Raw genomic sequence first — 26,719 nt, 5'->3', positions numbered from 1 at the left:
TCTTATAATATATCTGTAATTGCTATTTTGGTCAATCCAGTTGTAAATGCTTCATCCCTGTATCTTTTGCTGCCTTCCAGCATAACCTCCAGCTTAATAATTTCCGAACGGCTGGCGAGCCGTATCGGCGGTCCCCAGGTTCCGAAACCGGAGGAAACGACAATATGGAGTTTTTCCTTCAGCAGATAGCCCCAATCCAGCTCGAAGAGACGTCTGGTAATCCAGTGGTTAGGAGCAATTTGTCCCCGGTGGGTATGTCCTGACAGCAGAATGTCCACTCCCGCCTTGGCTGCGATATCAAACCCGGTAGGCTGGTGATCCATCATAATGACGGGCCGCGAATGATCAATTCCCTCCAAAAGCACGGGTACACTAACTCTGCCTGTTGCCTCCATCGTCTCCGCGCTCTTATCTTTCCGGCCTGCAATATAGGTGCCTGCCACCTCTACAACTTCATCCTGCAAAACACGGATGCCGATGCTTTTCATTAATTCCGTGTATTGCTCAATCGAACCTCCGTAATATTCATGATTGCCCAGGACAGCATAAATGCCATATCTTGCTTTCAGCTGCCGAAGCGTCTCACTCATACGATTGCGGATGAAAGGTTCGATACTATCATCCAGCACGTCGCCAGCCAGCAGGATGACATCGGGGTTCATTTCGTTGATGCGCATAACCATTCTTTTCAAATGCCTGTTTCCCACAATATTACCCAAATGCAGGTCGGAAGCAACGGCGATCGTAAGCGGTGAGCTATTCCCTATGGACTTGTCTATCTGCAAAGTATGATTCCGCACAACAGTGCTCCAGGCATTCCTTGAGCCCCACACCATAAAGAGGATTAATAAGACCAGCAGAACGCCCCCTGCTTCAGTTACATAATCATTCCTATCCAGGCCAAGGACGCCAAGCAGCCCATACAGAAGATCCGTAACCGGCAGCATAATCACTGCAAACTCCATGAAGGCCAGGTAATAGGAACCTATGACTTTGAACAATCGGGCGATCGGGCGCAACGGCTGAGGCCAGGAAATATAACCAATAACATAGGCAAAAGCAATCAACAGGAATACAGTCCAGAAGATACCTGAAGGGAACTCCGGCAGCAAAGCTTGAAGGAAAAGCCAAATGTGAAACCCGATATAGAAGTTAACGAGTCCTAGAACAATAACCGCTATGGATATTGAGGCGATGAGTCTTTTTGTCTTCATTTCACGTTCCCCTTTTGAAAATCCTGCGATGTGCTAATCGCTCAATATTATAGTCAATCCCTGTTGTTATTACAACTTTGTTCCTAAGAACGCACAAAAGACTGATTCCACCACTAAAGGAGAATCAGTCTTTCATTAAATACTCAGCGGTTTAAATTAAACCTATTTTATGAAGCTGAAGCACCCGATGCAGCATCCGCAGGAGCCGTTTGGGCAGCTCCCGTAGATCCCCGATCACCTCGATTTCCGTGCTTTCCTCTGCCCCCATCTCCTTCTTTCCCCGTAAATGTGTTATTAACCATCTCGGAAACTCTGGTGGAGAACTTTGCTTTGTGTTCATCATACTGCGCCTGTGTAATCGTTCCGGCCGCCAGCTTTTGATCCAATTCCTTTTTCACTTGGCTCGTCAATAGATCAGTAACAGCTTGTACGGTAACATTTTTCTCACCGGCAAGAGTGGCTAACGATTTTCCGGAAGTTAGGGCTGTTTTCAGTGCCTCGGTTGTCGTTCCGAGCAGTGCGGCTAAATCTGCATTATTGAAAAGGTCGACATGTCCGAATCCGCCGCGCCCTCCAAATCCTTTTTCCGCCCTGCCACTAAAAGCAGTATTCACATCATTTGTTGCTCTGGTGGTGAGTGTAGCTTTCTGTGTATCATATTCTGTCTGAGTGATCTTGTCCGCCGCGAGCTTCTTATCCAGTTCTGCTGTCAGCGCAGTAATCTGAAGATCGATCACCTTCTGCACGTCCACCCCTTGTTCACCTGCAATAACAGCAAGCGACTTGCCGGATTGCAGCGCGGTCTTCAATGCGTCGGTGGTTAATCCCAGCAGAGCCGCCAATTCAGTATTCGCTATCTTCCCCCGTAAAGCTCCTTTGCCCCCAAGGTGATCTCCGACTTTCTTCACAACCTCTGCAGCACTTACGTTTCCTATCATGACGACTCCGCTACCTGCAGTTACAGCAAGAGCTATGGCACTCGCTACTAAAATACTTCGTTTTCTGTTCATTCTCATACCTCCTGATTATTGGATGATGCTGCATGTTAAGAATAACCAGCTTGGCTGAAGATTCGCTGAATCTCCGCTGAAAAGTATCTGAATGTACGTTTTACAACGAAAAAAAAGAAGATGCTGGTGGGCATCTTCTTTTAAAGGGTTTGTCTATGCGCTCGCATTCCGCTTAGCGATGCAATCGCCAATCAGTTGATCGCATTTGTTGATGTGGTTCAAAAGCCAGTCCGTGAGGGTACGGTTCAGCTTGATGGTCGAGAGAATGGAGACTCCTTTGGTATTGATCGCTTCCTCCAGGTCCAGAACGGTTTTCACAAATTCAGCATGGGTAGCCTGGTGCTCTGCTAATTCAGGGAAATCAATATCCTTCATCAACTGCTCCTCGCTGCCAAAATGCTCGATGGTGTAATCCTTCAGAAATTTCAGCGTTTCGTTGATCTTTTCCTTACCCTGCTGGTTCGTACAAGCCTCGAAAAAATCATTCAGTTTCACTAGCAGCTGCCGATGCTGACAGTCAATCGTCTCTACCCCGATATCATACGAATCCTTCCATGCGATCATTCCCGCTCACGTCCTCTTCCATATTTTTCATGTTGTGAAATTTACTATATTCTCTACCATTCGGGCCGGATAGAGCAGTTAAGTACATCACACGACATTATTCAACATGAACTTTCAGGAAGATCACAGAGGTTCAATATGTACATGGACATTTGCGACCTGATGCTGCACTTTTAATTGATCCTCTATTTCTTCTGTAATTTCATGGCTCTGGACCACGTTAAGCGAATGATCTACCAGCACCGTTGTATCCACGAGCACATTGTTGCCGTGTATGCGGGCCTTAATATCCTTTATCGATCGTACGCCTTCGATTTCAGCTACGGTTTGTTTCATCATCTCCAGCTTTTCGGCATCGAAGCCATCCGTCAAATCGTGGGAGGCTTTACGGAAAATATCCCAGGCCGTTTTGCAGATCATAAGACCTACTATCGTTGCGGTCAGAGGATCCAGCCATGGAATGCCAAACTGAGAGCCAAGAATGCCTACAAATGCCCCAATGCTTACCAAAGCATCCGAGCGGTTGTCCTGTGCAACTGCCATCATGGCGTTGCTGTTAATGGTTCGGGCCAGCTTTAGATTATAGGAATACACGGCGATCATAACCAAGGCACTGAAGGCTGCTGTCCAGGCTGCGAGAAGATCCGGAGTTTCATGAGCGGGTTGAACAAACTTGTTCACTCCCTGATACAAAACCTGAAATCCAACAATGATCATAATGAAAGAGGCCACCAATGAGGCGATAGTTTCCGCTCTGAAGTGCCCGTAGCCGTGATTGGAGTCGGGGGGTCTTTTTGAAATTTTCAGTCCAGCCAGAACGGCGATGGAAGCTACAATATCTGTACTGTTGTTAAGCCCGTCGGCGAGCAGCGCTTGTGACCCGGAAATCGTCCCTATGAACAGCTTAATAGCGGACAGAAAAATATAAGCGATTATGCTAACCCAGGCTCCTCTTTCACCCTGTTTGATTGTCTTGTAAGTTTCCAAAATGAGTACCTCCAAAGAATAGTATCGTTCCATACTACACGCCGGAGATTGGGTGGGTCTAGAGAAACAGTTTTGCAGAGAGACGTAATAGTTCTCCCTGCCAAATAGAGTTGGTGCGTTAAAATTGTTTTGCTGCATGCAACATAGTTTTCCCTTGCTCAACTTTCCGTCAATTCAGGTTCCGCTGCGCAACAAAAAAAGCCTGAGAACTCAGGCTTTTCGGGCGACGTTCTTCTTGCTTATTCCGCTGGTGCTGTAAACGAACGAGCTGCAAATTCAGCATCCAGCATGTAGAAAGCGTTGCTGTCTTTATCAATCCGTTTGAGTTTCTGGATGATGTTGCTGAAGAGCGCTTCTTCTTCAACCTGCTCATCAATGAACCATTTCAGGAAATAAATCGTTGCATGCTCCCGTTCATCCAGGGCCAGGTCGGCTAAATGGTAGAATTTCTTGGTATTCTGCTGTTCGTGGGCAAAAGCGTGCTCAAAGGCGTCCAGCATGGATTCATACACGTTCTTGGGCTCCGGCAATGCAGCCAGTGTCGCACGGAAGCTGCGGTCATTCAGGAACCTGTACATTTTCATCGCATGAAAACGTTCTTCTTCTGCCTGAACAAGGAAGAAATTCGCGAACCCGTCCAGACTCTCGCTGGAACAATACGCTGCCATTGCAAGATACACATGTGCCGAATAAAACTCAAAGTTCATTTGTTCATTAAGTGCGTCCACTAATTCGTTCTTCATTAAGTACATCACCTCAATTTCAAATTATGGATATCCTTAGTACTCCTTCATCTTAACACCCGTGCCCATTTGTCAGCAACTCGCAGTTAGAGTTATAGTTGATTACAGACAAAACTGATCCAAGCAAAGTTGGAAAGGACGATGAAGAAACCATGCCGGTTTTGAACTTATTTGGAATAAAAAACACTAAAGGCCATGCTCTTCTCCTCTGTCTTGTATTGCTTACAACGCTCACCTTATCCGGCTGCGGCAGTAACAATAACGGCCAAGCAGGAACAGCCACGCCGATAGCTGAGCCCTCCGCTCCCTCAAAAGTTACGATGGCAAGGCCCGAGTCACCATCTCCTGCACCCTCCAAAGCGTCTGACCCCCTTATTTTAAAGATTGCAAACATGACACTTGAAGAGAAAATCGGGCAAATGCTGCTGGTGGGCATTGACGGAACCTCGCTTGATGCTAACGCCAAAAGGATGATTACCAAAGACAAGGTCGGCGGCATCATCCTGTATGCAGATAATATTACTAATCTTCAGGGAATGGTTAAGCTTATTAATAAACTGAAAGAGAGTAACAAGGTGAATTCGGTTCCATTGTTCATCAGTGTCGATCAGGAAGGTGGAAAGGTCAGCCGTATGCCGGAGGAATTTGTCTCTATTCCTTCCAATAAAGTGGTAGGCGGCACCAAAAACATCCGTTTGGCCCAAACGATGGGGAAATTGCTCGGCAGAGAGCTGGCGGCAACAGGGTACAATATGAACTTTGCACCGGTAATGGATGTGAACAGTAATCCTAAAAACCCAATCATCGGCGACCGGGCATTTGGCAGCACGGCTGCTGCAGTTAGTGGGATGGGACTTGCTGAAATGAAAGGTCTGCGAAGCGAAGGTGTTATTCCGGTTATCAAGCATTTCCCGGGACACGGGGATACCTCTGTGGATTCCCATCTTGAGCTGCCAGTCGTCAACAAAAATGCGGAACAGCTGGCAAAGCTGGAATGGCTCCCTTTCCAGGCCGCTATTCAGGCGCAGGCCGAAGCCGTAATGGTCGCTCATATTCTTTTTCCAAAGATTGATCCAGACAAGCCGGCTTCTCTCTCAAAGGTTATCATTGGGAAACAACTCCGAGGAGAGATGGGCTATCAGGGTGTTGTCATCACAGATGATTTGACCATGGGCGCGATCATCAAGCATTTTGATCTGGCTGCTGCTGCAATAGACACCATAAAGGCAGGCAGCGACATTCTGCTGGTTGCACACGGATATGACAACGAGAAGCTTGTTTATAACCAAATCCTGCAAAGTGTGAAGAACGGTTCGATTTCGGAATCCCGCATAGATGAGAGTGTATACCGGATTTTATCATTGAAAAGCAAATACGACCTATCCGACAAGCCGTTGCCGGTGCCGGATTTAACTTCTCTCAATCAGGATATCCGTGAATGGCGCAAACAAATTTATAAGTAAGCAAACCGCTGCGGATTGACAGATATTTAATTAACTTTTATAGTAGTTGTACTTTGGCATGAGATAGATAGAGATATAGATTGTCTTCAATGATGAGAAGGCGGCGTAAAAGGGGGAAATGAAATGAAGCTGGAGACCGCAAGGATAGAATCACATGCGGCCCCAGGGAGTGAGGATAGCTTTATGAAGGGGGTCAAGGATTGTCTCCCTACACTGCTGGGATATTTAAGTATCGGCTTTGCGGCCGGTGTTGTTGAGAAAACCGCAGGGCTTTCTATACCTGAAATCGCGATGATGTCCATCATTCTGTATGCCGGTTCCGCCCAGTTTATTGCTGCGGGGATGATAGCGGCTGGAAGTACCGGCATGAGTATTATTATTACTATTCTTTTCGTAAATCTGCGGCATTTGCTGCTTAGTGCCGCCTTGTCTCCCTATTTCCGTCAGCTTACTCCACTTCGAAATATGCTGATCGGGTCACTGCTTACCGATGAGACCTTTGGTGTGGCCATTAATGAAAGCGCCAGGAAGAAAAATATCAGTGAAAAATGGATGCACGGCTTGAATATTACCGCTTATCTGAATTGGATCATTGCCAATATAGCCGGAGCTTTTCTGGGACAATGGATAACGAATCCGGAGAAATTCGGACTTGATTTCGCACTGCCTGCGATGTTCATTGGATTATTGGTTCTAACCATCCTCAGCAGAAGCAAATTCGCACTCGATATCTTGGTTGGATGTATTGCCGTACTCGTAGCGGTCGGCGTTTCTTTGGCAGTGTCACCCAGTATGGGCGTGATTGCGGCTACAATCGTAGCATCAACGATAGGAATGGTGATTGAAAAGTGGAAATAAGAATGGAAATCTTCTTAATTATTGCAGGTGCTGCCTTGGTTACTTTCATTCCCAGGGTTCTTCCACTTATGCTTCTGAGCCGGATTAATATTCCGGAGTGGGGCATGCGCTGGTTAAATTATGTGCCCATTGCAGTCATGGCAGCACTTGTAGCGGAGGAGCTGTTTATTCAGGATGGCAATCTCTCCATTTCTTCTAATAAGGCAGAGCTGCTGGCCGCCCTGCCCGCTTTTTTCGTTGCCGTGAAGACACGCAGCTTGCTTGGAACAGTCATTACAGGGATCATTTCTTTAATGGTCCTGCGCTATTTCTTCTGATTCTGTTATTTAATTCAATCCGCCGATTACCGGATGCGGGACATAAGGCTCCTCTAGACGCTGAATCTCAGCTGTACTTAGCCGGAGTGAAACAGCAGCTGCCGCATCCTCCAGATGATGTGTTTTTGTTGCTCCTATGATGGGGGCAGTTACAGACTTCTTATGCAGCACCCAGGCCAGTGCCACCTGCGCACGCGGAACTCCCCGTTCTTCGGCAATTTCTTTCACGCGAAGCGCGACAATGCGATCAGCTTCATCAGTTTTGCTGTACAGGAGCTTTCCGAATTCATCCGTTTCAGACCGCAAACTGGTCTCCTCCCAGTCACGGGTTAAGCGGCCCCGGGCAAGCGGACTCCAAGGTATGACGCCAACTCCCTCCGCTTCACAGCCGATCATTCCGATACGATGCTGTTTCAGCCTTACTCCTCCTTGAATATTCTTCAAGTTATGGTACGCAAGCAATCAAGCATTTCTTACGGACAAGATGAGGCACGAACAACAAGCTCGGTAGGCAGTTTAATCTGAATGCGTTCACTTTCGAAGGGTACTACAGCTCCAACCTCCAACATCTGCAGAACCCGGGCTGCTGCAATTTCGCCCAGCTGGTAAAAGGGGACACGCACACTGCTCAGTGCGGGCAAGGTCAGCTCGGCTGCATCCGAATCATCATAACCGACGATGGCAGGCATCCGGTTCCCCTGAATTCCCAGCTCCCGGAACCCCTGCTGCAATCCAATCGCCATCCGGTCATTGGCTGCGAATACAGCATCAATGCTATCCAGTACTGTCACCATTTCTGCGGCGGCCTGCACCCCGCTTCGGCGGCTGAAGTTACCTTGAAACTGTAAGGCAGGGTTCCAGTGAAGCCCCTCTTCTTCATGCGCCCGGGCATAACCTTTCATGCGGTCACGGCTGTTGGAGTATTCCGGCGGACCATTCAGAAAGGCAATCCTGCGGAAGCCCTGCCCCAGTAAATGCTTGACGGCCTGCCAACTGCCAGTCTCGTGATCTGCATCTACTTCATGGAAGTTCTCTCCTTCAAAGTGCTGGTTGATCAGACAAAAGGGATGCCCTTCCTCTCTGAGTTGCCGGAGAGCCAGTAATTCATCAGACTCATCCTTGGCCCCCAGAATAATGCAGCCGTCAATCCATAATCTGTATTTCACGCCGAGTTTGCGGCTTAAATGTGAAGCATCCATATCATTAATGTCACTGTGAGCGTGCTTATCAACGTGGAGAAGAAAACGGCCTGTGAAGAAAACTCCGGCTCATTGTCGAACTCGACGGCTAACAATACGGAGCTTAAAGAGGTCGGTACGGCTGAGGATACAACTAGCGCTTTGGCAACAAGACCATCCATTCCGAGCATCCATAGGGTTAATGCAGCAATAGCAGGTCCAACGAGCAGTCTCAGCGTTACAGAAAGAGTTAAATCAATGATTTTACCGGTAGGCATGGACCATTTCATAGAACCGAGCTGCACACCAAGCGTAATAAGGGCAAGTCCTATAAAAGCATCAGTAATATATGTAATCGGTGTTGCCAGAAAGTTCGGAAGCGGAATTTGAAGTCCCCTCATGAGAAGGGCGATAGGAATAGCATAAATAACGGGCTGGCTTGCGATTGTTCTGAACATGGACCGGAAACTGCTCTTATGAGAATTTACACTATAAATTCCATAGGTGTTAGGCAGGAACGACTGCAGCACCAGAATTACTACTTGAACGGATAGAGTTAGCGGATTGCCGGAGAAGGCCAATTGATTGATCGGCAGCCCGTAATTGGCACTATTGGCGAACAACACACTGTTGCGTAGAGCAGCCTTCATCCCCTCCTGCAAGCCGCGAATCCGGATCACAATTTCCAGAACCCCATATTGAAGCAGCATAAACATGCAAAAGAACAGCATGATTTGTCCGAACAAAAGGAATGAAATTTCGGTGCTATATAGCAAATGAAATACTACGGCTGGCGTTAACAGAAAGAAGCTGATTTTCGACAAGGTTTTAATATCCAGCTTAAAGGCCCGGTACAGCACAGCGCCGAGAAAGATGACAATGAATAAGGGTATGACATTGTTTAAGAGTATTGTTGTAAATATAACCATGATAAAATGATAATCCCCTTTGAATGTATTCTATGCGTTAAGATTTCGGCTCCACCCACGATTGAACATGCTTCACGAATCTTTTAGCAGCAGGGGAAGCATACTTCATAGAGTTAACGGCAATACCCAGAGACCGAAAGCTGCGTTCCTCCAGCTCCAGAAGAGTGACGTTGTGATTCCGGCCTTGAAGCACCATTTCCGGCAAAATACTGATTCCAAGCCCCTTCTCCACCATTGCAATAATAGCATAATCATCTCCTGCCGAGAACTTAACATTGGGTTTCATTCCAGCCTTGTCCAGGACACGCCTGACATCATAATCTGAACCTTCCTTCGGGATAATGAAATCCTCGTTAACCATTTGCGAGAAGGAAAGATAGGGCTGTCCGCTAAGCGGGTGATCCTTAGACACAATTCCAAGCATCCGGTCCTTCTTTAGTGGAAAAACGTCGAAATGGTCGCGTGTAGGCAGCGATATAAACCCGCAATCGATCACTCCGGTCTCTATCCAATGCTCAATTTCCCGATAATCTCCTTCCATCAGCTTGAATTCAATCTGCGGATAGTCCGCACGAAATTGCTTGATCATGCCGGGAAGCCAATGCACGGATACGCTGGTGAAGGTCCCAATCGTCAGGGTGCCAACCTCCAATCCATGAATGTGGGCAACCTCCTGCTTCAACTGCTCATTCCACTTCAAAATCTCCCGGATCGGCTGCAGAACCTGCTCTCCGTTCACCGTTAATTTTATTCCCGACCGGTTGCGGATTAACAGGGGGAAGCCGAACTGGTTCTCCAGACTGCTGATCGTGTGGCTAATGCCGGACTGTGTAAAGCCCAGCGCATCTGCGGCCTTGGTCAGGCTGCCCAGTTCTACTACCTTCAAGAAAACCTCGTATTTGCTGATGCTCATCCCTGTTCCTCCCACTCTTCAAAGACCCAATGCATGAAAATCACTCATGTATCGCATGAGAAACATTCAATTAATTTATGTATCAGAACGTATTATACTATATTCAGCTGAAATGAAGAAGGAAGATGATGAGATGAAACCGCACAAGGCGGAGCTGCTGCTATTATTGGTTACGATGTTCTGGGGTTCTTCCTATCTGTTTATGAAAATGGGTCTGAATACGCTGGGTGAGTTCAATCTGATTGCTCTCCGTTTCGGACTTGCGTTTATAGCAGCGGGAGTCATTTTCTACAAGCGTTTGCGGAATGTGAATGCCGGCACACTGAAATATGGGGCTGTACTCGGCTTTCTGCTGCTAGCAGTATTTACCTGTATTACATACGGCCTCAAGACAACCACGACCTCAAATGCAGGCTTTCTCGTTGCTTTGACTGTCATATTCGTACCCATGATTGAGGTGCTTGTCTTTAGAAAAAGATCCCAACTTCAGCAGCTGTTCGGTTCCCTGCTGGCCATAACCGGAATTGGACTCACCCTTAATTCCTCCCTGCACATGCAGCCTGGGGATTTACTCTGTATTCTGGCTGCCCTATTTTATGCCGTACATATTCTGGTGACCGGAAAAGCGGTCAAAAGCTGTGATACGCTCAATCTCGGCATGGTCCAGCTCGGTTTTACCGGCGGATTCGCATGGATCCTTTCTGCTGTATGGGAAACTCCTGCTTTGCCCTCCTCGGTCCCGGGCTGGATTGCGATCCTTGCCCTTGGCATTCTTTGCAGCGCCTGCGGATTTATCCTGCAGCCCATCGCACAGAAATACACCTCGCCCACCCGCACGGGATTGATTTTTTCCCTGGAGCCGGTATTCGCTGCCTTTTTCGGTTACTGGTTTGCCGGGGAACAGCTGTCAGTGCAAGGATACGCCGGTGCCGCATTAGTGCTGCTTGGGATTCTCGCTTCAGAGCTGTTAGGAAAGGCCAATATAAAAAAAGAACACTTTTCCTGCCCACACGACTATGAAGCATAGCACGGCTGTGGAGCAGAGAATGTGTTCTTTTTTATTAACACTTTATAAGGATCTTAATGGCCTATCATCATCGCCGGATCAGCCTTCTTGGCCTCTTTCGAGGGTGTCAGATCCTCCATTTTCGGCTTGCGCAGGATTAAGCTCATCACAACCCCGGCAATTGCAATAAAGGCGGACAGAAAAAATACATCATTAAATCCCATTACTGCTGACACCAGCGGGTTGCCGCCTTCTGTCATTTCACCCATGTGTACATCAATTTGACTTGTTAGATAGCCTGTCATTCCTGCTACAGCAAAAGAAACGACTACCTGCTGCGCAGCTGCCGTCAATGGCGTAACCCGTCCGACCCATTCCCGGGGAGCCGAATTCAGCACATGCGTATTCAGCGGCATCATGGATAAGCCCATGCCCAGACCCAGCAAAGCAAGACACATTACAATAATAGGGAGGCTAGTATCCACTGTGATTCCAGACAATAGATATAGGGAAGTCGAAATAAAGGTCAGTCCGACAAAAGCTACCGGACGTGCGCCAATCTTGTCAAACAAACGTCCGCCCAAAGGCATGCCGATACCAGATGAAAGTGCTTGAGGGAGTAGAATCAACCCCGTCTCCAGAGGCGTATACTGGCGAATTTGCTGCAGATACAGCGGTACGAACAGCATGGAACCAAATAGAGCAGCTTGCATGACCCAGGTAAGAACGATCCCGCGCGTGAAATCCGAGGAACGGAAAACGCGCAGCTCCAGTAATGGATGCTTCTGAAGAAGCTCTACAATGATAAACAAAATAAGTGCAGTACCCCCTACAGACAGCCCCCAAATGGCGCCGGTAGAAGTCCAGCTTGTGCCACCTCCCTGATTCACACCATACGCCAGACTGGCAAAAGCGATCGGGGCCAAGATTATGCCAAGCAGATCGAGATGAGGGGCCTGCTTCTTCTCTGTTTTCGGCAAATATTTAACACCAAGAATGATTCCGACAATGCCAATCGGCAGGTTAATCAGAAAAATCCAATGCCAGCTGGCATATTCCACCAGCCATCCTGATAGTATAGGACCTAATGCCGGAGCAAGCAGCATGGGAACACCGAGCATGCCCATGATGGAGCCGCGGCGTTCCGGAGGAGCAAGTCTAAACACCATTGCCAACCCGATTGGAGCAATCATACCTCCTCCCAAGCCTTGAATGACCCGGAAAATGATAAGCTGAGTCGAGGTCTGGGACAGGGAACAGAGCATCGATCCAAGGACAAACATAGTAACGGTCGCCAGAAATACCTGCTTTGAACCGAACTTATCCGTCATCCACCCTGCCAATGGAATCACCGCTGACAGCGCCAGAGTATAACCGGTAATGGCCCACTGAATTGTTTTGAGATCCGAGGAAAAGTATTCTACCAAATTCGGCACTGCTACGTTTACTACCGTACTATCCAGAATGACCATGATCATCCCTACGATGATCGCCATAAGCGGCGGTATGATCGCTTTTAACGAGAACGGCTGCTCATTAGGAGCGCTATTCCCGGTAATTGTTTTTGACATTATGTTCTCCACTCTTTTCTCTATTAATTGTATTTATGAAAGTAATGCTCGAACAATCCCTCAATCTGAACTTCAATGGATGGAAGAGTAAGCATAGGTACACACGTTTCCTGGCCCTCAGGTAAGCAGGAAGTCATAATTACTGGAAAAATAACGGCACCGTATAACTGCATCAACATACTGGTGAGCTTCTTCTCATGTTGCTCATTTGTAATTTCCTGCAAAGTGGCGAGTATTTTCTGCATTTTCAACATTTTGCAATACTGTTCATACTCATCCTGTGAACCCAGAATATACCCTGCCTGATCCAACATTTGCTTGGCTAATCCGGGGTACTGCTGAAGATTCCCTATGTAACGGATAAAAAAGGTCTTTAACCGCTGCTTAGGTGGCAAGGACAGATCCTCAAGCGTCATTAGGGCATCGTCGAATGTCGATAACAACACTCGGACAGCATCACCAATCAAGTTCTCCTTGGAACCGTAATGATAATTGACTAATGCAAGGTTAATGTCGGCTCTGGAAGCGATTTTGCGAAGGGTTGTGCATGTAAAACCTTCTTCCCGGATCAGCTCCACTGTTGCATTTAATATGCACTGCTTCGTGTCCTTTACTGTAGAGGCATCAATGTTATCTGCTTCGGACATGTTCTCCCTTCTCTCCTTCCCGTTTATTATGGGATTCTTGAAATTTAAACTGTGTTTAATTCAATTTTCAATGTACTCTAGGAGCCGCTTCCTGTCAAGAAAAGAAGTGTTTTCCTGTTATAAAAAAGACTATGTCCAAAGCTGAATGAACAGCTCAAACATAGTCTCTTTACAGGAAATGCAGCACTTTTCAACCAAGTCACTCTACATTGAAATTGAAATATTGATTCGGAAAAGGCTCCTTTATGAGCGAAAAATGCCACCATTCCTTGCTGTAGGGCTTGAAGCCCTGCTTCACCATAGCATCCCTGAGCAGCTTGCGGTTGGCTTTCTGCGCTTTGGTAATGAGGCTCGTATCGTAATAGGAAATATCCCCGAAGAAATCCAGCGGACTGCCCATGTCCACTATTTTGCCCGTCTTTTTGTACACAAGCGTCAGGTCCACGGTACTTCCCCTTGAATGCCCGGACTTCGTGGCGATGAATCCAAGCTTGAACAAATTGCGTTTATCCAGGCTCGGATAATATTCCTTCCTCGTCTTCACATCACTCGCATCCTTCGACCATCTTACAAAATGACTCACTGCCTTTTGCGGCCGGTATGCATCGTGAATCCTCAGACTGTAGCCTTTCTTTTCCAGTTCATTGCTCACAGCCTTTAGCGACACCGCTGCTTTTCGGGTCATAATAGCCAGTGGCGCTTTATATCCGTCAATGCGTGCTCCCACGAAATTGTTCTCCCCATAATAACGAATGTCATAATAGACAGAGGGGATAATCTCATTCAAATAGACGAAGGCCTTGGGAAAAGGATACTTTTTGACGGTTTCCTTCTCCGGCGTACTCTTGGCCATAACCGGTGATCCTGCTGATAAGCCTACACCTGTAAGCACACTGATTGAAAGGAGCAGACAAGCAAGCTTGCGGGGCCAAAGCTTTAACATCATAGATTGACGTCCTCCTATGCCCACCGCACATGGCTTACGGACATCTTTTATGGATTCTATTATTTCAGCTGATCCTCAATATATTTCTTTACTGCCGGTGTCAATTCATTATCACTCTTGTCCAGCAGCTTCAGAAGACCCTCAATCCCCTTTAAAATATCGCTGCCATCAGCACCATTTTGGAGTGCTTTCTCATAAGCTTTTCTCAAATCCGCATTGATCTTCAGAGGGCTCTCATATCCATAGGCAAGTGTATTGCTGGAGCCGTAATAGATGAGGCCAAGAGACAGATTGTTTTTGATTCTGGCCGTGCGGTTGGAGTTGGGATATTTCGTAACAAAAGCTTCCTTCTCCAGTGCCCGCGAGATCAGTTCGTCCCAGCTTATAACAATAGCTGCATCAAACATCGTGGGTCTATTGGATTCCTTGGCCATGATATCAATGTAAGCGGCAATATCTTTATTAATATACGGTTTGAAGACTTTGAAGCCTTCATAATGCATTACCGGATAGTACATTCCTTCGCTTGTCTCGATCTTGTAACCCTTATCCCGTGACTCCATGAGGACTGCGCGAATGCCGGAATCTTTAATAACACTTAGGAGATACGTATACGTAAGTTCACTTCTTTTGTAATTTTTTTGCCGAAAAGCTGAATCTATCGCCTTCTGCACCTTTTCAGGATACAGCTTCTCAGAGAACCCTGCAAGCTGGGCCATTTGAGCATTTTCGAGATGCAGGGTCATCAGAGTTGCATGCCATACACCTGCCTCGTCGATATGATTAATCAGATATTTACGAGCATGAGCCAGACTGGCCGGATTCTTCACATATTTCTCGAACTGGTTGTAGACGGCTGCCGACGACTGTGCAGTCACAGACGCCGCTTCTACTGGCAGCGGACTATAGATGGTAGCTCCGGTTCCGGTGCCGAGTGCGAGGGCAAGGCCTAGCAGCGCCCCTTTTTTCCATTTTCGTAATAACGGATGTTGATTGGATTTCATATAAGTCCTCCTCCTCATGTTCAGAATGGGTTGAATATACTTGTTAGACGAGGGATTACTCCCTCGGACTTCCCTGTCAAACCGTGCATTAGGATTTCCCGCACACGGCTTTCCTTCGTCAGTTCCCTTAGTTCCATAATTAAAAGCGGCAGTTCCGTCAAAAGCGTCAATAGGACGCAAATGATTGTAACTGTCGCAATTCAAAAGTAAGCTTTACGATTTAAAAAAGATTTGTACAGGGTAGAACAAGTTAATAAATGCTCAGATAAAAAACGTACACCTCTGATGTCAGCTTAACTTAGTCTCGTCTTCCCCTTCACGCTTCCAACTCAAAATCTGCTCCTGCGAATCGAATTGACTGCGAACGGGTGGCCCTTCGGATAGAATACGGACATATTTGCCGTTTGGCATCAACTGTCTCGTTTTGACGTTATCGTTCCACTGAAGCTGTAAATAACGAACCGCGAGCTCCTGCAGCCGTGTATCGTAAATGGGGCACATCAACTCAATGCGGCGCGTTAAATTGCGAGTCATCCAGTCGGCGCTGGCCAGCCAAACCTGAGTTTCGTCTCCGTTTTTAAAATAAAATACGCGCGAGTGCTCCAAAAACCGATCCACAATGCTTCGCACCGTGATATTCTCGCTTAACCCCGGCACGCCCGGACGCAGCACGCAAATGCCGCGAATCAGCAGATCAATCTGCACACCGGCAAGCGAGGCTTCATAGAGCTGGTCCACCATCTCGCGGTGCGACAAAGAGTTCATCTTCGCGATGATTCTCGCCGGCCGGCCGGCCTTGGCATGAGCCATCTCTCTCTGGATATACTCGAACAGAGCAGGCTTGAGATGAGAAGGAGCTACGCAGAGCGCTTTCCAATCATGGGGCGTCGAATAACCGGTCATCTCGTTGAACATTGCGGTCACATCTTCCCCGATCCGGGGATGCGAGGTGAATAAGCCGATATCGGTGTACAGCTTGGAGGTTTTGTCGTTATAATTTCCGGTTCCGATGTGGACGTACCGCTGAAGCGAGCTTTCCTCCTGACGGATTATCAGCGCAACCTTGGCATGGGTTTTTAGCCCAACCAGACCGTAAATGACATGACAGCCGGCTTGTTCCAGCTTTTTGGCCCAGGCTATGTTTCGTTCCTCATCAAACCGCGCTTTCAGCTCCAGCACCACCGTCACCTGCTTGCCGGCTTCGGCGGCGAGGGCGAGCGAACGCACGATAACGGAATCGCCGCTTACCCGGTATAGCGTCATCTTGATGGCCATCACCGCCGGGTCATTCGCCGCATCAGCGATAAAATCGGTGACCGCTTCGAACGATTCGTAGGGGTGGAACACAAGGACGTCGCGCTGTCGGATCACTTTGAACAAATCATCAGTTTCCATGAACTCCTGTGGATAAACCGGCTCGGCTTTCAGGTAGCGAAGCTGGTCTTGTCCCGGAAGAGAGGACGATAAATTCATCAGGAAGCTCAAATCGATTGGTCCATCTATGGTGAAGATGCTGCCGCTCCCAAGCTCAAATTCTTCCATAATCAGCTTTAACGCATAGGGATGAAAGCACCGCACGATTTCAAGGCGAACCGGGGTTCCCCAGCGGCGACGGCGGAGTTCTTTTTCCATTTCCTCAAGCAGATCCTCAGCGCCTTCCTCGTCAATAGTCAGATCCGCGTTGCGAGTCAACCGAAACACGTCCACGGCGACCGGTGTGTAGTCACTGAACAGCTTGGGCAGCCAGCGTTTGATCAGCTCCTCGAGCAAAATATAGGTCGTCCTGCGGTCGCCCGCAGGAGAGTTAAGCCTGATTACCCGGTCAAGGTTTGATGGAACCTGCAGGATGGCAAAGTACGGCTCTTCATTCGGAGTGCCGAAATCATGCTTTAAAAGAATGGACAAATACAGGTTTTGGCTGTGGACGAGCGGAAATGGCCTGCACTGGTCGATGGCCATCGGGGTGAGCAGGGGAAACACATTCTCATAATAATAAGCCTCCATCGCCTGCTGCTGATCCTGACTGAGTTCATCGAACGTAAGGAATACAATGCCCTGCTGCTCAAGTTCCTTGCAACTTCCCCGGAAAGCCCGATATTGATCGGCCACCAGCTTTTCGGTCCGCTTCATGATTCGGCACAGCAGACCGCCCGGCGTGTAGCCGGTGAAGTCCTTTTTGGAGATGCGAGCTTTAGCCTGATCCATTAGGGCCGCCGCGCGGACGCTCATAAATTCGTCCAGATTGGAGGAAACGATCGCCAGAAACTTGATCCGCTCCAATAATGGAGTACTGCTGTCCTGCGCCTCCTCCAACACTCGACGGTTGAAGTGGAGCCAGCTGAGCTCCCGATTCATATAGATGGCACTCATAAACGTTTTTCCCTCCTGTCTGGGAAGACGGCACGTCAGCGGATTTTGGAGAAAGAGATCCAGCTGAGCAGGTTGATCCGTGTCTTTTTCCCCTTGTCCTTGACCATACCGTAAAACTCTCCTAAAAATTGCTCCCACTTGGCGCCGATCTCCTTGCTGGAGGCTTGATTTTCCATCACGGTATGTATGCTTTGATTGATGGCTTGCTCCAAATGCGCCAGCGCTTCCCGAAGATGATGATCAATCGTTTGGTTCTGCATGCAGTGAGTCTCCCTTCTCTTCGGATGAAGGGAATTCCGTGGCGATGTCCCGATCGACCTGCTTTCTCATCCGTTCGAATTGAGCTTCAGCGACAATGTCTTCGATTTCGTCGCGAGCCACCTGCAAGGCGTATTGGATACGACCCGTTAAACCGGCGGTGCCTTGAATCCCGGATTCTGCGATCGGCTTCAAGGAATTTTTTACAATCGGCCAAAGCGTGGTGGCCGCAAAAGCGAGCGCAGTGCCTACGATAAGCTTTTCCGTGTTTCTTTCTAGCATGTTCGGGTAACCTCCTTAAGTTGATTTGAAAAGCCTATCCCGCAGCTAGGCCGCGGAATAGGAGAGAGCCGCCGTGCTCGTCGTCTTGTCCTTCCTTTCGAGTAAGGACAGGATCGGCTTAGAGAGCCAAGAAATCGAACATGCGACGAGCAGGATCGGACCCCAGTGATGCAAAGCGATCGGCGCGGTATGGAAAAACCGGTTAAGCATAGGCACATACAGTGCGCCCAGCAGGGTGAGCCAGGAAATGCTCAAAGCGCCGACGAGGAAGCGATCTTTACTCCAATCGCCCACCGTTTGCTCGGTATTCTCCTGGCGCCAGGAGAACGTTTGGATCAGTTGGCCGGCCACCAGCGTCGCGAAAGCGACGCTTTGCGCTACAGCTACTGGTTGTCCGGAGGCCAGAGCCAGACCAAACAGACCGAGGGAACCGGCGCCAAGCAGTACTCCGCGCGTGATTACCTTGCGGTACAGCGACTTGTCCACGATATCCATCCGTTTTGTCTGCTTCGTTTTACTGCCTGGGTTGACGGCCAGAATCATAGCCGGCAGTGCGTCCGTCAGCATATTCATCAGCAGAATTTGAATGGGCACGAGCGGAATCGGCATACCCGCAATAACCGCAACGCTCGTCACGAGAATTTCCGCGAGATTGCCGGTCAGCAGACAGCCAAGCGCCTTACGGATATTGCAGATAATCGTACGGCCCTCCTTGACCCCGTCTACGATCGAGCCGAAATGGTCTTCTTTCAGAACGATATCGGCGGTGGCTTTGCTGACCTCCGTGCCGGATCGCCCCATCGCGATCCCGACGTCAGCCCGCTTGATCGCGGGACTGTCATTTACGCCATCCCCGGTCATCGCGACGATATGCCCTTTCTTGCGCAGCATGCTGACGATGCGCAGCTTATGCTCCGGAGTCATTCGGGCAAAGATGGACACCCGGTCGACAGACTGCTCGAGCTCCTCGTCGCTCATGCGGTCAAATTCGTGACCTGTGAGCACTTGACCCGGCTGTCTGCCGTCAGTAATTCCGATTTGCTCGGCGATGGCGATCGCCGTGATCGGATGATCCCCGGTGATCATGACAGGCTTCACGCCGAGGGAAATCGCCTCTTCGATGCTTTTTCGCACATCATCCTTAGGCGGGTCGATCATACCGGTCATGCCGACATAGATCATATCCCGCTCGTCGAGGTCTGCCTGCTGATCATGCTCGTCCGCCTGCAGCTCACGGTAAGCGAAGCCGAGCACACGCAGAGCACTGGAGGCGAGCTTTTCGCTCTGCTTCAGGATGTCCGCTCGAATTTCCTCGGTGGCCGGGTATACTTCGCCGTTCTGCTGGTACCTGCTGCAGCGGCGGAGAATTGATTCTACGGAACCCTTGGAGAAAATGTAACAAGCAGGCCCGTACGAGGTGTCCTTGCACACCACGCTCATTTTTCCCGTGCCGGAGTCAAAAGGCATCTCTGCGCCGCGATGCCAATGGGTCATCCGCTCCGGGTTGACCCCGCCTTTAGAGGCCATCGCCAGCAGCGCGCCCTCGGTAGGATCTCCTTGCATCGACCAGTTGTCTCCTTGCTTGACCAATTTGCTGTTATTGCACAAGCAGGCAATCTGCAGGATTCGCTGCAGCTCGGGCTGCGTGACGGTGCTTTCATATTCCATGGCATCCGGCAAGCCGGAGCCGTTGTCTGTTGAACTCTTCTCCCGGAACCCCCCCTCCGCGTCGTATCCGTTTCCGGATACTTCCCAGGCGCGGCCGATGGCGGCGATTTGCTTAACCGTCATTTCATTCTTCGTCAGCGTACCGGTTTTGTCCGTACAGATGATAGTTGCACGGCCCAGCGTTTCCAAAGCCGACAGCTTGCGGACGAGCGCGTTTTTCTTGGACATGCGGTATATACCCGCACTCAGCGCGATCGTTATGGTAACCGGAAGCCCCTCGGGAATCGCCGAGGCGGCCAGCGTGATGGAAGTGCTAACCAGCTGAGGGAACGGAACGCCTCGGATAAGCCCGGAAGCAAATACGATACTTCCGGCGATGAATGCCCATTTGATAAATTTTTTACTGATGGACGTAACCTTATCCTGGAGCGCCGTGGTCGTTTTCTCATTAGTTTTGAGTAGCGACATCAGGTGGCCGAACTCCGTATTCATACCGGTTTGGACGACGATACCTAAGGCTTTTCCGCGGGAGATATCGGTGCCCATATACAGCATGCAGCTGCGCTCCGACAGCGGACAATCTCCTTCGGCCTCGGTCTCCTTCTTCGCGACGGGAACCGATTCGCCGGTTAACGCCGATTCGTTCACTTCCAGATTCCACGCGCGAACCAGACGAATATCGGCAGGCACCCGGTCGCCCGGTTCAAGGCATACGATGTCGCCCGGTACAAGGTCGATGGCGCTTATGTTTTGTTCCGCACCGTCACGGATGACCTTGCTGACCGGAGGCTGAAACTGATTTAAACTTTCAACGATCCTCTCGGCTTTACGTTCCTGGAATGTGCTGATCGCCGCGTTCGCGAGTAGAACGGCTCCCATGGCCAGACCGTCGAAAAGTCCGCCCGTAAACAGGGCGAGCACCGAGGTGCCAAGCAAAATCAGTGTCGTAAATTCTTTAAACTGTCCGGCAAAGGAGACGATCCAGGGTGTATGCTGCTTTTCGACAAGCCGATTCATTCCGTATCGGTTGCGCGATTCATTGACTTGAGCCGCCGTTAAGCCGTGCTGCACGTTAACCTGTAGTCGTTGGGTGACACATTCCCAGGGCAAGCCGTGCCACGCAACGGCTTCCGCCGTCGCGGCCACCTCGTTTCGAGCCTCGGCGGCATGGGCTGCGGAAGCAGGAAATACCTGCTGTGCCAACTTTTGCGAGCGGGAAAAAAAGATCAGCGACAAGGCATCACTGGGCAAATTCGCAATCGGGGCGCTGATTACGCCTAGGGCGGCAAGCAGCGATCCGAACAAATTCCACTTCTTAGTAATATGGAAATGCTCGTTCACCTTGCTCTCGATCTTTTGTGCGGACTGTCTTGTGTCCAATACCCGTCCGAGCTGATCGAACGTGACGCCGGGGACGCCGGCTTCCATTAAATATCGGCTGTACTCGTTGGACGACTCGCTTACGAGGAGTACTCGGTTTCCTTGTTCATGAAGTTCTGCGATGCGCTCCACCGCTTCACTGAGATGAGTGCCCAGCCAATCGGTTTGCAGGCCAAGCCGGGCTATCGCTTCCCGGCCGATGCCGGAGCTATCCTCCAGCACTGCGGCCTGAATGCCCTGCTGCCGTGCTTGCGAGAGCAGCGCCCTCCGTTCGGGATCGAGCTGTTGTCCGCGGTAGATCAGCCCTTGGCATATCCAAATCCCGCCGGTTTGCTTCGCCAGATAAAGCACCTCGCAACCTTTGCTTTCGATCCGTTTAGCTTCAAGGTAATACGGCTCGAAGGAGACCCCGTGCCGTTTGCAATATGCGAGATTCCCGATGCAATAAGGCGTATTGCTGATCAGGCCGCGAATTCCGTTCTCCTCTTCGGCGACGTGAAAGGCCGTGCGTAACGTACGGCATGTTAGCTTTGCCTTCCGCAGCACTTCCTCTTTCCACGGATGCGCAGATTTTTTCATCAAACCTTCGGCTAGACAAATGAGCTTGTCCGGATCTTCATTGTGAGACACGCATTCCGTCTCCTGAATATTTGCCTGCATAAGCAGGGACGTGTTTTCCAGCAGCAGCATGCCAGTTTGGGCCAAATGCGCTAACGACGCTCCCTGCGGAAGACTCGGCTGCACTTCCTTGGAGTAAAGCTCCGCTTGCTGCCACGCCGTCTTCACCGGAACCGTCGTCGGCCGGGGATTAGCGGCAAGCAGCACCGCAATAGCCCGCAGAGGGCTGCGGGTGAACAGCCAGGTCGTTGCCGCGGCGACCATGCCCAAGCGGCCGGCACGCTCGCTGTAGGCTTGAATTTCAGGAGAAAGCGGCTGAGAATCCGCATTGGTCAACCCAATCCGGCTGCGTTTCCAATTTACGTATTGCAGAATGCTTAAGGCACCCAATACGACGAGATTTTCCCGGACCAGCGCAAGTCCTAACGCTGCGGTGCCCAATATCAGGTCGGGACTTAGCTTACCCTGCTCGCTGAGACGAGTAAACCCCCTGCGCAGGAAAGGGTATCCGGTTACTACGGCGACCAGCCCGGACATGTAGAAGGGAACCGGGCTTTGCGCCAATGCAGACTTGCCGAAGATCAACTGCTTGGTTCCAAGCACCAGGAGTCCGCCCATTGCAATCGCAAGGGGGACGCCTGGAAGCGAAGCGGATCGCGGGTATAGCGGAGCTGGCAACGTTCCCAGCGTTTCGGGCACAGCGCTCGAATCCTGAAAGGACTTCGCATGCACCGAAGTTTGCTGCGGCAGTTCTGGCGTTTCCAAGGAGGCGGCCGCTTCAGCGCGTGCCCCCCGCTCGGCAGTTGTATGTACAGGCTTATCCAGGTATGCTTGGTTGTTTGTTTCATCTTGACCATGACCGGTGTATCTGCTCTCCAGCAACTCCAGTTGATGCAGCAGTTGCCTCCCGGAGGTTTGCCGTTCGTCATATACAACGAGAATTCGGCCGGTTATCGCGGACGCTTCCGCTTTAGTTACACCCGCTAACAACTCTAGATCCCGGCGTAAAGATAATTCTGTTTGCTTGCTGTGCAGCAGACCCGCAAATTCAAGGCGAATACGCCCCGGCAAAAAGCGGATAAACCTGCTACGATGAGTCGTAATCGACATGAAATAGCTCCTTTCAAGAGGTAAATGCTGTTATTTTTTAATGCAAAAGGTAGTATTTACAATTTGGAATTGGTTATGCATCGGATTTGCCGGAGCTTTACGCATAAAACTCCGCGCTTTGAGGGATAATCTAAACTACTTAAATAAAACCATATTTTGGAGGGACCTTATGATAAAATCACGTATGGGTTTGATATTGGGCGCGGCGGCTTTATTGTTAATGTTGTCGCCAGAAGCTAGAAAAACTGTAAGAAGATGGGCGGTCAAGGGAACGGAGAACGTGCTTGATTTAACCGAAATGGCGAAGGATGCGGGTACCGCGACACAAAGAAAGCTGCAGTCTCTAACGACTCACGACGAGGAAATAATTCCCGATCGGACAGAACGACATCTATAACGTAAATTGGGGCACAATATTTAAGACCGCAAAATGCGGTTATATAAAAAGAATGGAGGGCTTTCCTATGTTCGAAGGCGGTTCATTATGGGCAGGCCTTCTTGCCGGAGGCATGTCGCAGCTTCAGGATACCAAGAGCTTGCAGCAAGGGCAGATGGGCAAGAAGGAGTATACGGTGCAAACGATGGAGAATGTAACCGGGACGGTCGGCATAATGGCTGGAGTGGAGTACGGAGCGGTGCTAGGTAGCACAGTATTGCCCGGCGTAGGTACCGTGGTTGGAGCGGTGCTTGGGGGCGTGCTTGGCGACCGGATGGGCCGTATCGTAGGCGGGCAGGCGGGCAGTATGTTATGTCAGAATCCGCTCGTTAACAAGGTTGTTCAGCCGATTGAAGAAGCGATTCAGTAATAAAGTAGGAGGGGGCGGCTAGCCCCCCGACCTCTATACCACCGTACGTACCGTTCAGTATACTGCGGTTCATGAAATATTCCGTGGTTATTCAATGCACGGTGTAAGATCGGACTTCCTGCAATTCGCCAATATCCTTATGGGGTGTTTCCCCCCATTCAAGGGGGTGTCCCAAAAGCCATGGAAATGGCTGCCGGGACACCCCTTATTTTGTGTAGTAGGATTTGAGTGGGTGTTGAGATCCTTTAAACTAAGCTTTTTCCCCCAACAACATCCCAGCGATGACGATATTTCTCCAACCGCGGGTGAACGAACTCGGGAGCTTCCGGCAGCACCAGGCGAAGCTTCACGATCCACTCCTCAAAAGAAGAAAAGGACGCAAACTGGTTGGCCATCTCTGGCGTTAGATAGAGAAAATACGGCGACGGATAAACTTCGGTAATATGGCGGAGCGCAGAATCCATCGGTGTATATTTCTTGCGCTTTCCTTCCAGACCCTCTACCGTAATAAAAGAACGACCTTGTTCCCGCTTCCACTCATGCAGACGATCCTCTCTCTTATAAAAAGACAGCACAGGCTCTTTCGACATACGTCTTACAGTCTCCTCATGCAGCGGATAAAGGACCAGCTTCGTGAACTGACGGTCTGTCACTACCTTTGCAGCAGCTTCAAGCTCCCGGTCTGAGATATGTTCAAAAGAATCGTAAAACACTAATGTTCCTTTACGTTGCTCGGCTGGCGGCTCATAACCATAAGGGACGTGCTGGATGTCTCTTTTCATCTTAACCCTCCTGCTTCTTGTTAATTATATACAGCATATCATGCGACATTAGGCGACGTACAATTCCTCGCATTAGAAAAAGCAATAACGAAGGCCGGATGAGCCTGTCATTGCTTTGCTAAGAGGTTAGAAGATCTTCTGGTCTGAAAAGCAGCTTTATTGCAAAACCGGCTCTTTCAGGTCCACGATTGGAAGCTTGCTTTCATTCAAAGGTAAATGCACCGTTTGTTCTCTACAGCGACGGAGAAAAACCTCAGCCAGATCTGTTGATTTCACAACAAGACATTCATCCGGAAAGCGGAAATCTGTGGAACACGCCGTAAGCTTATAGCCGGAATCCATAGCGTACTGTTTAAAATAACAAGCCGCGGCATACATAGGATTCTCTTCTAAAAAGACGGAGCGTATCGGTACGTTTATTCCGATCCCCTCCATTTTCAAGTAGCTTTCCTTGCGCGTCCATAGTTCATATAAGTACTGCTTCTGTTGTTCCGGCGGCAGGGACAGATACTGCTTTATTTCCGCTGCAGACATTGTGTATCGCGAGAGCGAGGGATTCACCGCATCCATTTTCTGAATGTCAATTCCGACCCGTTGCCCTTTCCGGCCGACAATTCCTGTCACCCATTTCCCGGAGTGTGAGATATTATAATCCCACGGTTCCCGCATGAACTGCAGGCGCGGCTTGCCGAACACCCCTCTTTCAACACGGATTTCCTCATTCCGCAAACCTTCAATATCCATAGCGCACAGACGAACCATCATATCACCGATCAGCGACCTGCGCACATCGTCTTCCCTTTTCAATCGGCTGCTCTTGACCCTGTATTCAGGAGATACATAAGGAAGAAGCTCTGATATTGAAAAAGCAGCTCCAAGGGATACCGCTATAATCATCATTGGCATCTAAACCTCCTTCTGACTAGCTCACTTCGTGTTTGCCCGAAACCAACTCAGTGTTTCTTTAACAGCTTCCGTGTGCGGCGTAGCAGCGTAAGAAGGAAATCGATTGGTGAATTTACTGTCATTCAATACCAGCGGATACTGGAATTCATACAGAAGCTCATGGAATTCTTTGGTTTCCTTGTCGAACATACCTGCAAGGCCTACGGCCAAGGCAGGCAGTGTTCTGCATTTGCGTGGGCTGCCCGCCTCATCTTGTACGATATTTAGAAATTGCTGTCTCTCCATCGCACCTGCTCCGGACACATGCCATTCTCCACTCTCTTCACTTTCGGCTAAAAGGACGGCCGCCTTGGCCGCATCTTGAATATAAATCAAATCATGCGGAACACGAAGTTTCCCCGGCCAGAAGATCGGTTTGGCTTTTAACGCCCCTGTGAATATCGGCCCGAACATTCGGTTGGTTACATTCGGTCCGTAATAGTCCGGGTAACGCGGGATCACATAACGGAACCCTTGTTTAGCCGCTTGGGCTTTCAGCATCTCTTCCAGCTCATTGCGCAATTTGCCCTTATGGGTTTTGGCTGCTTTCGGATGATTCTCATCAGCAGGAAAATATTGGAATTTACCGTAGCCATATACATTTCCAGGGAATACGAAAACTTGAGCGGGTTTAAGATTTCTGGTTACCCTCTCAAGCGCCTGCGGCATCACTGAGTACCAATCCTGATAAGGCACGTTCAGGCAGAAGTAAATCGTGTTCGTATTCTTCAGCAGTTGTACCAGCGACTCTTCATCCCGAATATCCAACTGGGCAAATGTAAGCAGCGGTCCGTTCAAACTCATTAGTGAATCCTTGGATTGATGATAGGTCGCTGTTATCGCCTTTCCTTTCGACAAAAGCTCCTTGGTGATCGCAAAACCTAGCCCGCCATTACCGCCAATGATCAGATTCATAACATCACCATAGCAGCTAAGCTAAAAGGTACAACAGCGGTGCGGCTGTACATGTAGGGAAAGAGGGAAACGGTAAAAACACGCCTAGCGGTCTTTAGGGGGTGAATAGATTCTCCTGGTTGAGTATCCATGCAGATGGAAATTCGTTGCGGGGTAGGTCTAATCATATGGACTATGCTGCTCACGCGAACTCTCCTTTGTGGGTATAAGCGGGCCATTTCGGAGCTTCAGCCAG

Annotated in this window: 26 protein-coding genes and 1 pseudogene; 6 read left to right on the top strand and 21 right to left on the bottom strand. The window is 49.4% G+C overall.

The window, feature by feature from the left end:
- Positions 1-2 precede the first annotated feature (2 nt).
- The 6 genes from PaeBR_RS13745 to PaeBR_RS13720 all read right to left on the bottom strand — a co-directional run bounded on the left by PaeBR_RS13745 (position 3) and on the right by PaeBR_RS13720 (position 4,876).
- On the bottom strand, positions 3-1,214 hold the full coding sequence (locus PaeBR_RS13745; protein ID WP_410511149.1) for a metallophosphoesterase: 1,212 nt from the start codon (positions 1,212-1,214) through the stop codon (positions 3-5).
- Between the two features lie 167 nt (positions 1,215-1,381).
- The gene (locus PaeBR_RS13740) at positions 1,382-2,224 is read right to left on the bottom strand and encodes a hypothetical protein (protein ID WP_410511148.1); all 843 of its coding nucleotides are present in this window, start codon (positions 2,222-2,224) and stop codon (positions 1,382-1,384) included.
- Between the two features lie 153 nt (positions 2,225-2,377).
- Positions 2,378-2,788: a bacteriohemerythrin gene (locus tag PaeBR_RS13735; protein WP_410511147.1), complete on the bottom strand. Its 411-nt coding sequence runs from the start codon at positions 2,786-2,788 to the stop codon at positions 2,378-2,380.
- 123 nt (positions 2,789-2,911) lie between these two features.
- Positions 2,912-3,775 carry a cation diffusion facilitator family transporter gene (locus tag PaeBR_RS13730; RefSeq protein ID WP_410511146.1) on the bottom strand — a complete coding sequence of 288 codons (864 nt, stop codon included), beginning with the start codon at positions 3,773-3,775 and terminating at the stop codon, positions 2,912-2,914.
- Between the two features lie 239 nt (positions 3,776-4,014).
- Positions 4,015-4,518, bottom strand: coding sequence for a ferritin (locus PaeBR_RS13725; protein ID WP_410511145.1), 504 nt, complete (start codon positions 4,516-4,518; stop codon positions 4,015-4,017).
- A 52-nt stretch (positions 4,519-4,570) separates the two neighbouring features.
- Positions 4,571-4,876, bottom strand: coding sequence for a hypothetical protein (locus PaeBR_RS13720; RefSeq protein ID WP_410511144.1), 306 nt, complete (start codon positions 4,874-4,876; stop codon positions 4,571-4,573).
- 34 nt (positions 4,877-4,910) lie between these two features.
- Between PaeBR_RS13720 and nagZ the strand changes: the two genes are divergently transcribed.
- The 3 genes from nagZ (at position 4,911) to PaeBR_RS13705 (ending at position 7,156) form a co-directional block, all read left to right on the top strand.
- Complete coding sequence (gene nagZ / locus PaeBR_RS13715) at positions 4,911-5,981, top strand: beta-N-acetylhexosaminidase (protein WP_410511143.1); 1,071 nt, start codon at positions 4,911-4,913, stop codon at positions 5,979-5,981.
- 123 nt (positions 5,982-6,104) lie between these two features.
- Positions 6,105-6,839 carry an AzlC family ABC transporter permease gene (locus PaeBR_RS13710; RefSeq protein WP_410511142.1) on the top strand — a complete coding sequence of 245 codons (735 nt, stop codon included), beginning with the start codon at positions 6,105-6,107 and terminating at the stop codon, positions 6,837-6,839.
- Positions 6,830-7,156, top strand: a complete 327-nt coding sequence (locus PaeBR_RS13705) for an AzlD domain-containing protein (RefSeq protein WP_410511141.1) — start codon at positions 6,830-6,832, stop codon at positions 7,154-7,156. The genes PaeBR_RS13710 and PaeBR_RS13705 overlap by 10 nt, the downstream gene beginning before the upstream one ends.
- A gap of 9 nt (positions 7,157-7,165) precedes the next feature.
- On the opposite strand, the pseudogene PaeBR_RS13700 reads toward PaeBR_RS13705, so the two are convergent.
- From PaeBR_RS13700 to PaeBR_RS13685, 4 genes and pseudogenes are all read right to left on the bottom strand, one after another.
- Positions 7,166-7,543 (bottom strand): annotated as a pseudogene (locus PaeBR_RS13700) (aldo/keto reductase); the annotation flags it as partial.
- A gap of 86 nt (positions 7,544-7,629) precedes the next feature.
- Positions 7,630-8,355 carry a substrate-binding domain-containing protein gene (locus PaeBR_RS13695; RefSeq protein ID WP_410511140.1) on the bottom strand — a complete coding sequence of 242 codons (726 nt, stop codon included), beginning with the start codon at positions 8,353-8,355 and terminating at the stop codon, positions 7,630-7,632.
- Positions 8,337-9,263: an AEC family transporter gene (locus tag PaeBR_RS13690; RefSeq protein WP_410511139.1), complete on the bottom strand. Its 927-nt coding sequence runs from the start codon at positions 9,261-9,263 to the stop codon at positions 8,337-8,339. The genes PaeBR_RS13695 and PaeBR_RS13690 overlap by 19 nt, the downstream gene beginning before the upstream one ends.
- A 37-nt stretch (positions 9,264-9,300) precedes the next feature.
- Complete coding sequence (locus tag PaeBR_RS13685; RefSeq protein WP_410511138.1) at positions 9,301-10,176, bottom strand: LysR family transcriptional regulator; 876 nt, start codon at positions 10,174-10,176, stop codon at positions 9,301-9,303.
- A 133-nt stretch (positions 10,177-10,309) separates the two neighbouring features.
- Between PaeBR_RS13685 and PaeBR_RS13680 the strand changes: the two genes are divergently transcribed.
- Entirely contained in the window at positions 10,310-11,203 is an 894-nt protein-coding gene (locus PaeBR_RS13680; protein WP_410515182.1) for a DMT family transporter, read from the top strand.
- A gap of 53 nt (positions 11,204-11,256) precedes the next feature.
- Here the strand turns inward: PaeBR_RS13680 and PaeBR_RS13675 are convergent, their stop codons facing one another.
- The 8 genes from PaeBR_RS13675 to PaeBR_RS13640 all read right to left on the bottom strand — a co-directional run bounded on the left by PaeBR_RS13675 (position 11,257) and on the right by PaeBR_RS13640 (position 23,036).
- Positions 11,257-12,753, bottom strand: a complete 1,497-nt coding sequence (locus PaeBR_RS13675) for an MDR family MFS transporter (RefSeq protein WP_410511137.1) — start codon at positions 12,751-12,753, stop codon at positions 11,257-11,259.
- Positions 12,754-12,776: 23 nt separating this feature from the next.
- Entirely contained in the window at positions 12,777-13,400 is a 624-nt protein-coding gene (locus PaeBR_RS13670) for a TetR/AcrR family transcriptional regulator (protein WP_410511136.1), read from the bottom strand.
- Between the two features lie 199 nt (positions 13,401-13,599).
- Positions 13,600-14,346: a M15 family metallopeptidase gene (locus PaeBR_RS13665; RefSeq protein WP_410511135.1), complete on the bottom strand. Its 747-nt coding sequence runs from the start codon at positions 14,344-14,346 to the stop codon at positions 13,600-13,602.
- A 59-nt stretch (positions 14,347-14,405) separates the two neighbouring features.
- On the bottom strand, positions 14,406-15,350 hold the full coding sequence (locus tag PaeBR_RS13660) for a hypothetical protein (RefSeq protein WP_410511134.1): 945 nt from the start codon (positions 15,348-15,350) through the stop codon (positions 14,406-14,408).
- 288 nt (positions 15,351-15,638) lie between these two features.
- Complete coding sequence (ppk1, locus tag PaeBR_RS13655; protein WP_410511133.1) at positions 15,639-17,720, bottom strand: polyphosphate kinase 1; 2,082 nt, start codon at positions 17,718-17,720, stop codon at positions 15,639-15,641.
- A gap of 35 nt (positions 17,721-17,755) precedes the next feature.
- Positions 17,756-17,980, bottom strand: a complete 225-nt coding sequence (locus PaeBR_RS13650) for a hypothetical protein (protein ID WP_410511132.1) — start codon at positions 17,978-17,980, stop codon at positions 17,756-17,758.
- On the bottom strand, positions 17,961-18,260 hold the full coding sequence (locus tag PaeBR_RS13645) for a DUF5132 domain-containing protein (protein WP_410511131.1): 300 nt from the start codon (positions 18,258-18,260) through the stop codon (positions 17,961-17,963). The genes PaeBR_RS13650 and PaeBR_RS13645 overlap by 20 nt, the downstream gene beginning before the upstream one ends.
- A gap of 45 nt (positions 18,261-18,305) precedes the next feature.
- On the bottom strand, positions 18,306-23,036 hold the full coding sequence (locus PaeBR_RS13640) for an HAD-IC family P-type ATPase (protein ID WP_410511130.1): 4,731 nt from the start codon (positions 23,034-23,036) through the stop codon (positions 18,306-18,308).
- A gap of 169 nt (positions 23,037-23,205) precedes the next feature.
- Between PaeBR_RS13640 and PaeBR_RS13635 the strand changes: the two genes are divergently transcribed.
- A complete protein-coding gene (locus tag PaeBR_RS13635) occupies positions 23,206-23,433 on the top strand; it encodes a hypothetical protein (RefSeq protein ID WP_410511129.1) in 228 nt (75 codons plus the stop codon).
- 67 nt (positions 23,434-23,500) lie between these two features.
- On the top strand, positions 23,501-23,842 hold the full coding sequence (locus PaeBR_RS13630; RefSeq protein ID WP_410511128.1) for a hypothetical protein: 342 nt from the start codon (positions 23,501-23,503) through the stop codon (positions 23,840-23,842).
- Positions 23,843-24,087: 245 nt separating this feature from the next.
- On the opposite strand, the gene PaeBR_RS13625 is transcribed toward PaeBR_RS13630, so the two are convergent.
- From PaeBR_RS13625 to PaeBR_RS13615, 3 genes are all read right to left on the bottom strand, one after another.
- On the bottom strand, positions 24,088-24,624 hold the full coding sequence (locus tag PaeBR_RS13625; protein WP_410511126.1) for a hypothetical protein: 537 nt from the start codon (positions 24,622-24,624) through the stop codon (positions 24,088-24,090).
- A 156-nt stretch (positions 24,625-24,780) separates the two neighbouring features.
- On the bottom strand, positions 24,781-25,524 hold the full coding sequence (locus PaeBR_RS13620) for a 4'-phosphopantetheinyl transferase family protein (protein ID WP_410511125.1): 744 nt from the start codon (positions 25,522-25,524) through the stop codon (positions 24,781-24,783).
- 27 nt (positions 25,525-25,551) lie between these two features.
- Entirely contained in the window at positions 25,552-26,484 is a 933-nt protein-coding gene (locus PaeBR_RS13615) for an NAD-dependent epimerase/dehydratase family protein (RefSeq protein WP_410511124.1), read from the bottom strand.
- Positions 26,485-26,719: the final 235 nt, after the last annotated feature.

It is taken from the genome of Paenibacillus sp. BR2-3 (genome assembly GCF_046529485.1).
Taxonomy (GTDB): Bacteria; Bacillota; Bacilli; order Paenibacillales; family Paenibacillaceae; genus Paenibacillus_AQ.
The sequence above is the reverse complement of the archived record's forward strand: the minus strand, read 5'-3'. Positions and strand labels throughout refer to the sequence as shown.

Excerpts from the sequence above, each read along its gene's own strand:
- PaeBR_RS13745 (WP_410511149.1), bottom strand. The coding sequence starts at position 1,214 with ATGAAGACAAAAAGACTCATCGCCTCAATATCCATAGCGGTTATTGTT.
- PaeBR_RS13740 (WP_410511148.1), bottom strand. The coding sequence starts at position 2,224 with ATGAACAGAAAACGAAGTATTTTAGTAGCGAGTGCCATAGCTCTTGCT.
- PaeBR_RS13735 (WP_410511147.1), bottom strand. The coding sequence starts at position 2,788 with ATGATCGCATGGAAGGATTCGTATGATATCGGGGTAGAGACGATTGAC.
- PaeBR_RS13725 (WP_410511145.1), bottom strand. The coding sequence starts at position 4,518 with ATGAAGAACGAATTAGTGGACGCACTTAATGAACAAATGAACTTTGAG.
- nagZ (WP_410511143.1), top strand. The coding sequence starts at position 4,911 with ATGACACTTGAAGAGAAAATCGGGCAAATGCTGCTGGTGGGCATTGAC.
- PaeBR_RS13710 (WP_410511142.1), top strand. The coding sequence starts at position 6,105 with ATGAAGCTGGAGACCGCAAGGATAGAATCACATGCGGCCCCAGGGAGT.
- PaeBR_RS13695 (WP_410511140.1), bottom strand. The coding sequence starts at position 8,355 with ATGGATGCTTCACATTTAAGCCGCAAACTCGGCGTGAAATACAGATTA.
- PaeBR_RS13690 (WP_410511139.1), bottom strand. The coding sequence starts at position 9,263 with ATGGTTATATTTACAACAATACTCTTAAACAATGTCATACCCTTATTC.
- PaeBR_RS13685 (WP_410511138.1), bottom strand. The coding sequence starts at position 10,176 with ATGAGCATCAGCAAATACGAGGTTTTCTTGAAGGTAGTAGAACTGGGC.
- PaeBR_RS13680 (WP_410515182.1), top strand. The coding sequence starts at position 10,310 with ATGAAACCGCACAAGGCGGAGCTGCTGCTATTATTGGTTACGATGTTC.
- PaeBR_RS13675 (WP_410511137.1), bottom strand. The coding sequence starts at position 12,753 with ATGTCAAAAACAATTACCGGGAATAGCGCTCCTAATGAGCAGCCGTTC.
- PaeBR_RS13670 (WP_410511136.1), bottom strand. The coding sequence starts at position 13,400 with ATGTCCGAAGCAGATAACATTGATGCCTCTACAGTAAAGGACACGAAG.
- PaeBR_RS13665 (WP_410511135.1), bottom strand. The coding sequence starts at position 14,346 with ATGATGTTAAAGCTTTGGCCCCGCAAGCTTGCTTGTCTGCTCCTTTCA.
- PaeBR_RS13660 (WP_410511134.1), bottom strand. The coding sequence starts at position 15,350 with ATGAAATCCAATCAACATCCGTTATTACGAAAATGGAAAAAAGGGGCG.
- ppk1 (WP_410511133.1), bottom strand. The coding sequence starts at position 17,720 with ATGAGTGCCATCTATATGAATCGGGAGCTCAGCTGGCTCCACTTCAAC.
- PaeBR_RS13650 (WP_410511132.1), bottom strand. The coding sequence starts at position 17,980 with ATGCAGAACCAAACGATTGATCATCATCTTCGGGAAGCGCTGGCGCAT.
- PaeBR_RS13645 (WP_410511131.1), bottom strand. The coding sequence starts at position 18,260 with ATGCTAGAAAGAAACACGGAAAAGCTTATCGTAGGCACTGCGCTCGCT.
- PaeBR_RS13640 (WP_410511130.1), bottom strand. The coding sequence starts at position 23,036 with ATGTCGATTACGACTCATCGTAGCAGGTTTATCCGCTTTTTGCCGGGG.
- PaeBR_RS13635 (WP_410511129.1), top strand. The coding sequence starts at position 23,206 with ATGATAAAATCACGTATGGGTTTGATATTGGGCGCGGCGGCTTTATTG.
- PaeBR_RS13630 (WP_410511128.1), top strand. The coding sequence starts at position 23,501 with ATGTTCGAAGGCGGTTCATTATGGGCAGGCCTTCTTGCCGGAGGCATG.
- PaeBR_RS13625 (WP_410511126.1), bottom strand. The coding sequence starts at position 24,624 with ATGAAAAGAGACATCCAGCACGTCCCTTATGGTTATGAGCCGCCAGCC.
- PaeBR_RS13620 (WP_410511125.1), bottom strand. The coding sequence starts at position 25,524 with ATGATGATTATAGCGGTATCCCTTGGAGCTGCTTTTTCAATATCAGAG.
- PaeBR_RS13615 (WP_410511124.1), bottom strand. The coding sequence starts at position 26,484 with ATGAATCTGATCATTGGCGGTAATGGCGGGCTAGGTTTTGCGATCACC.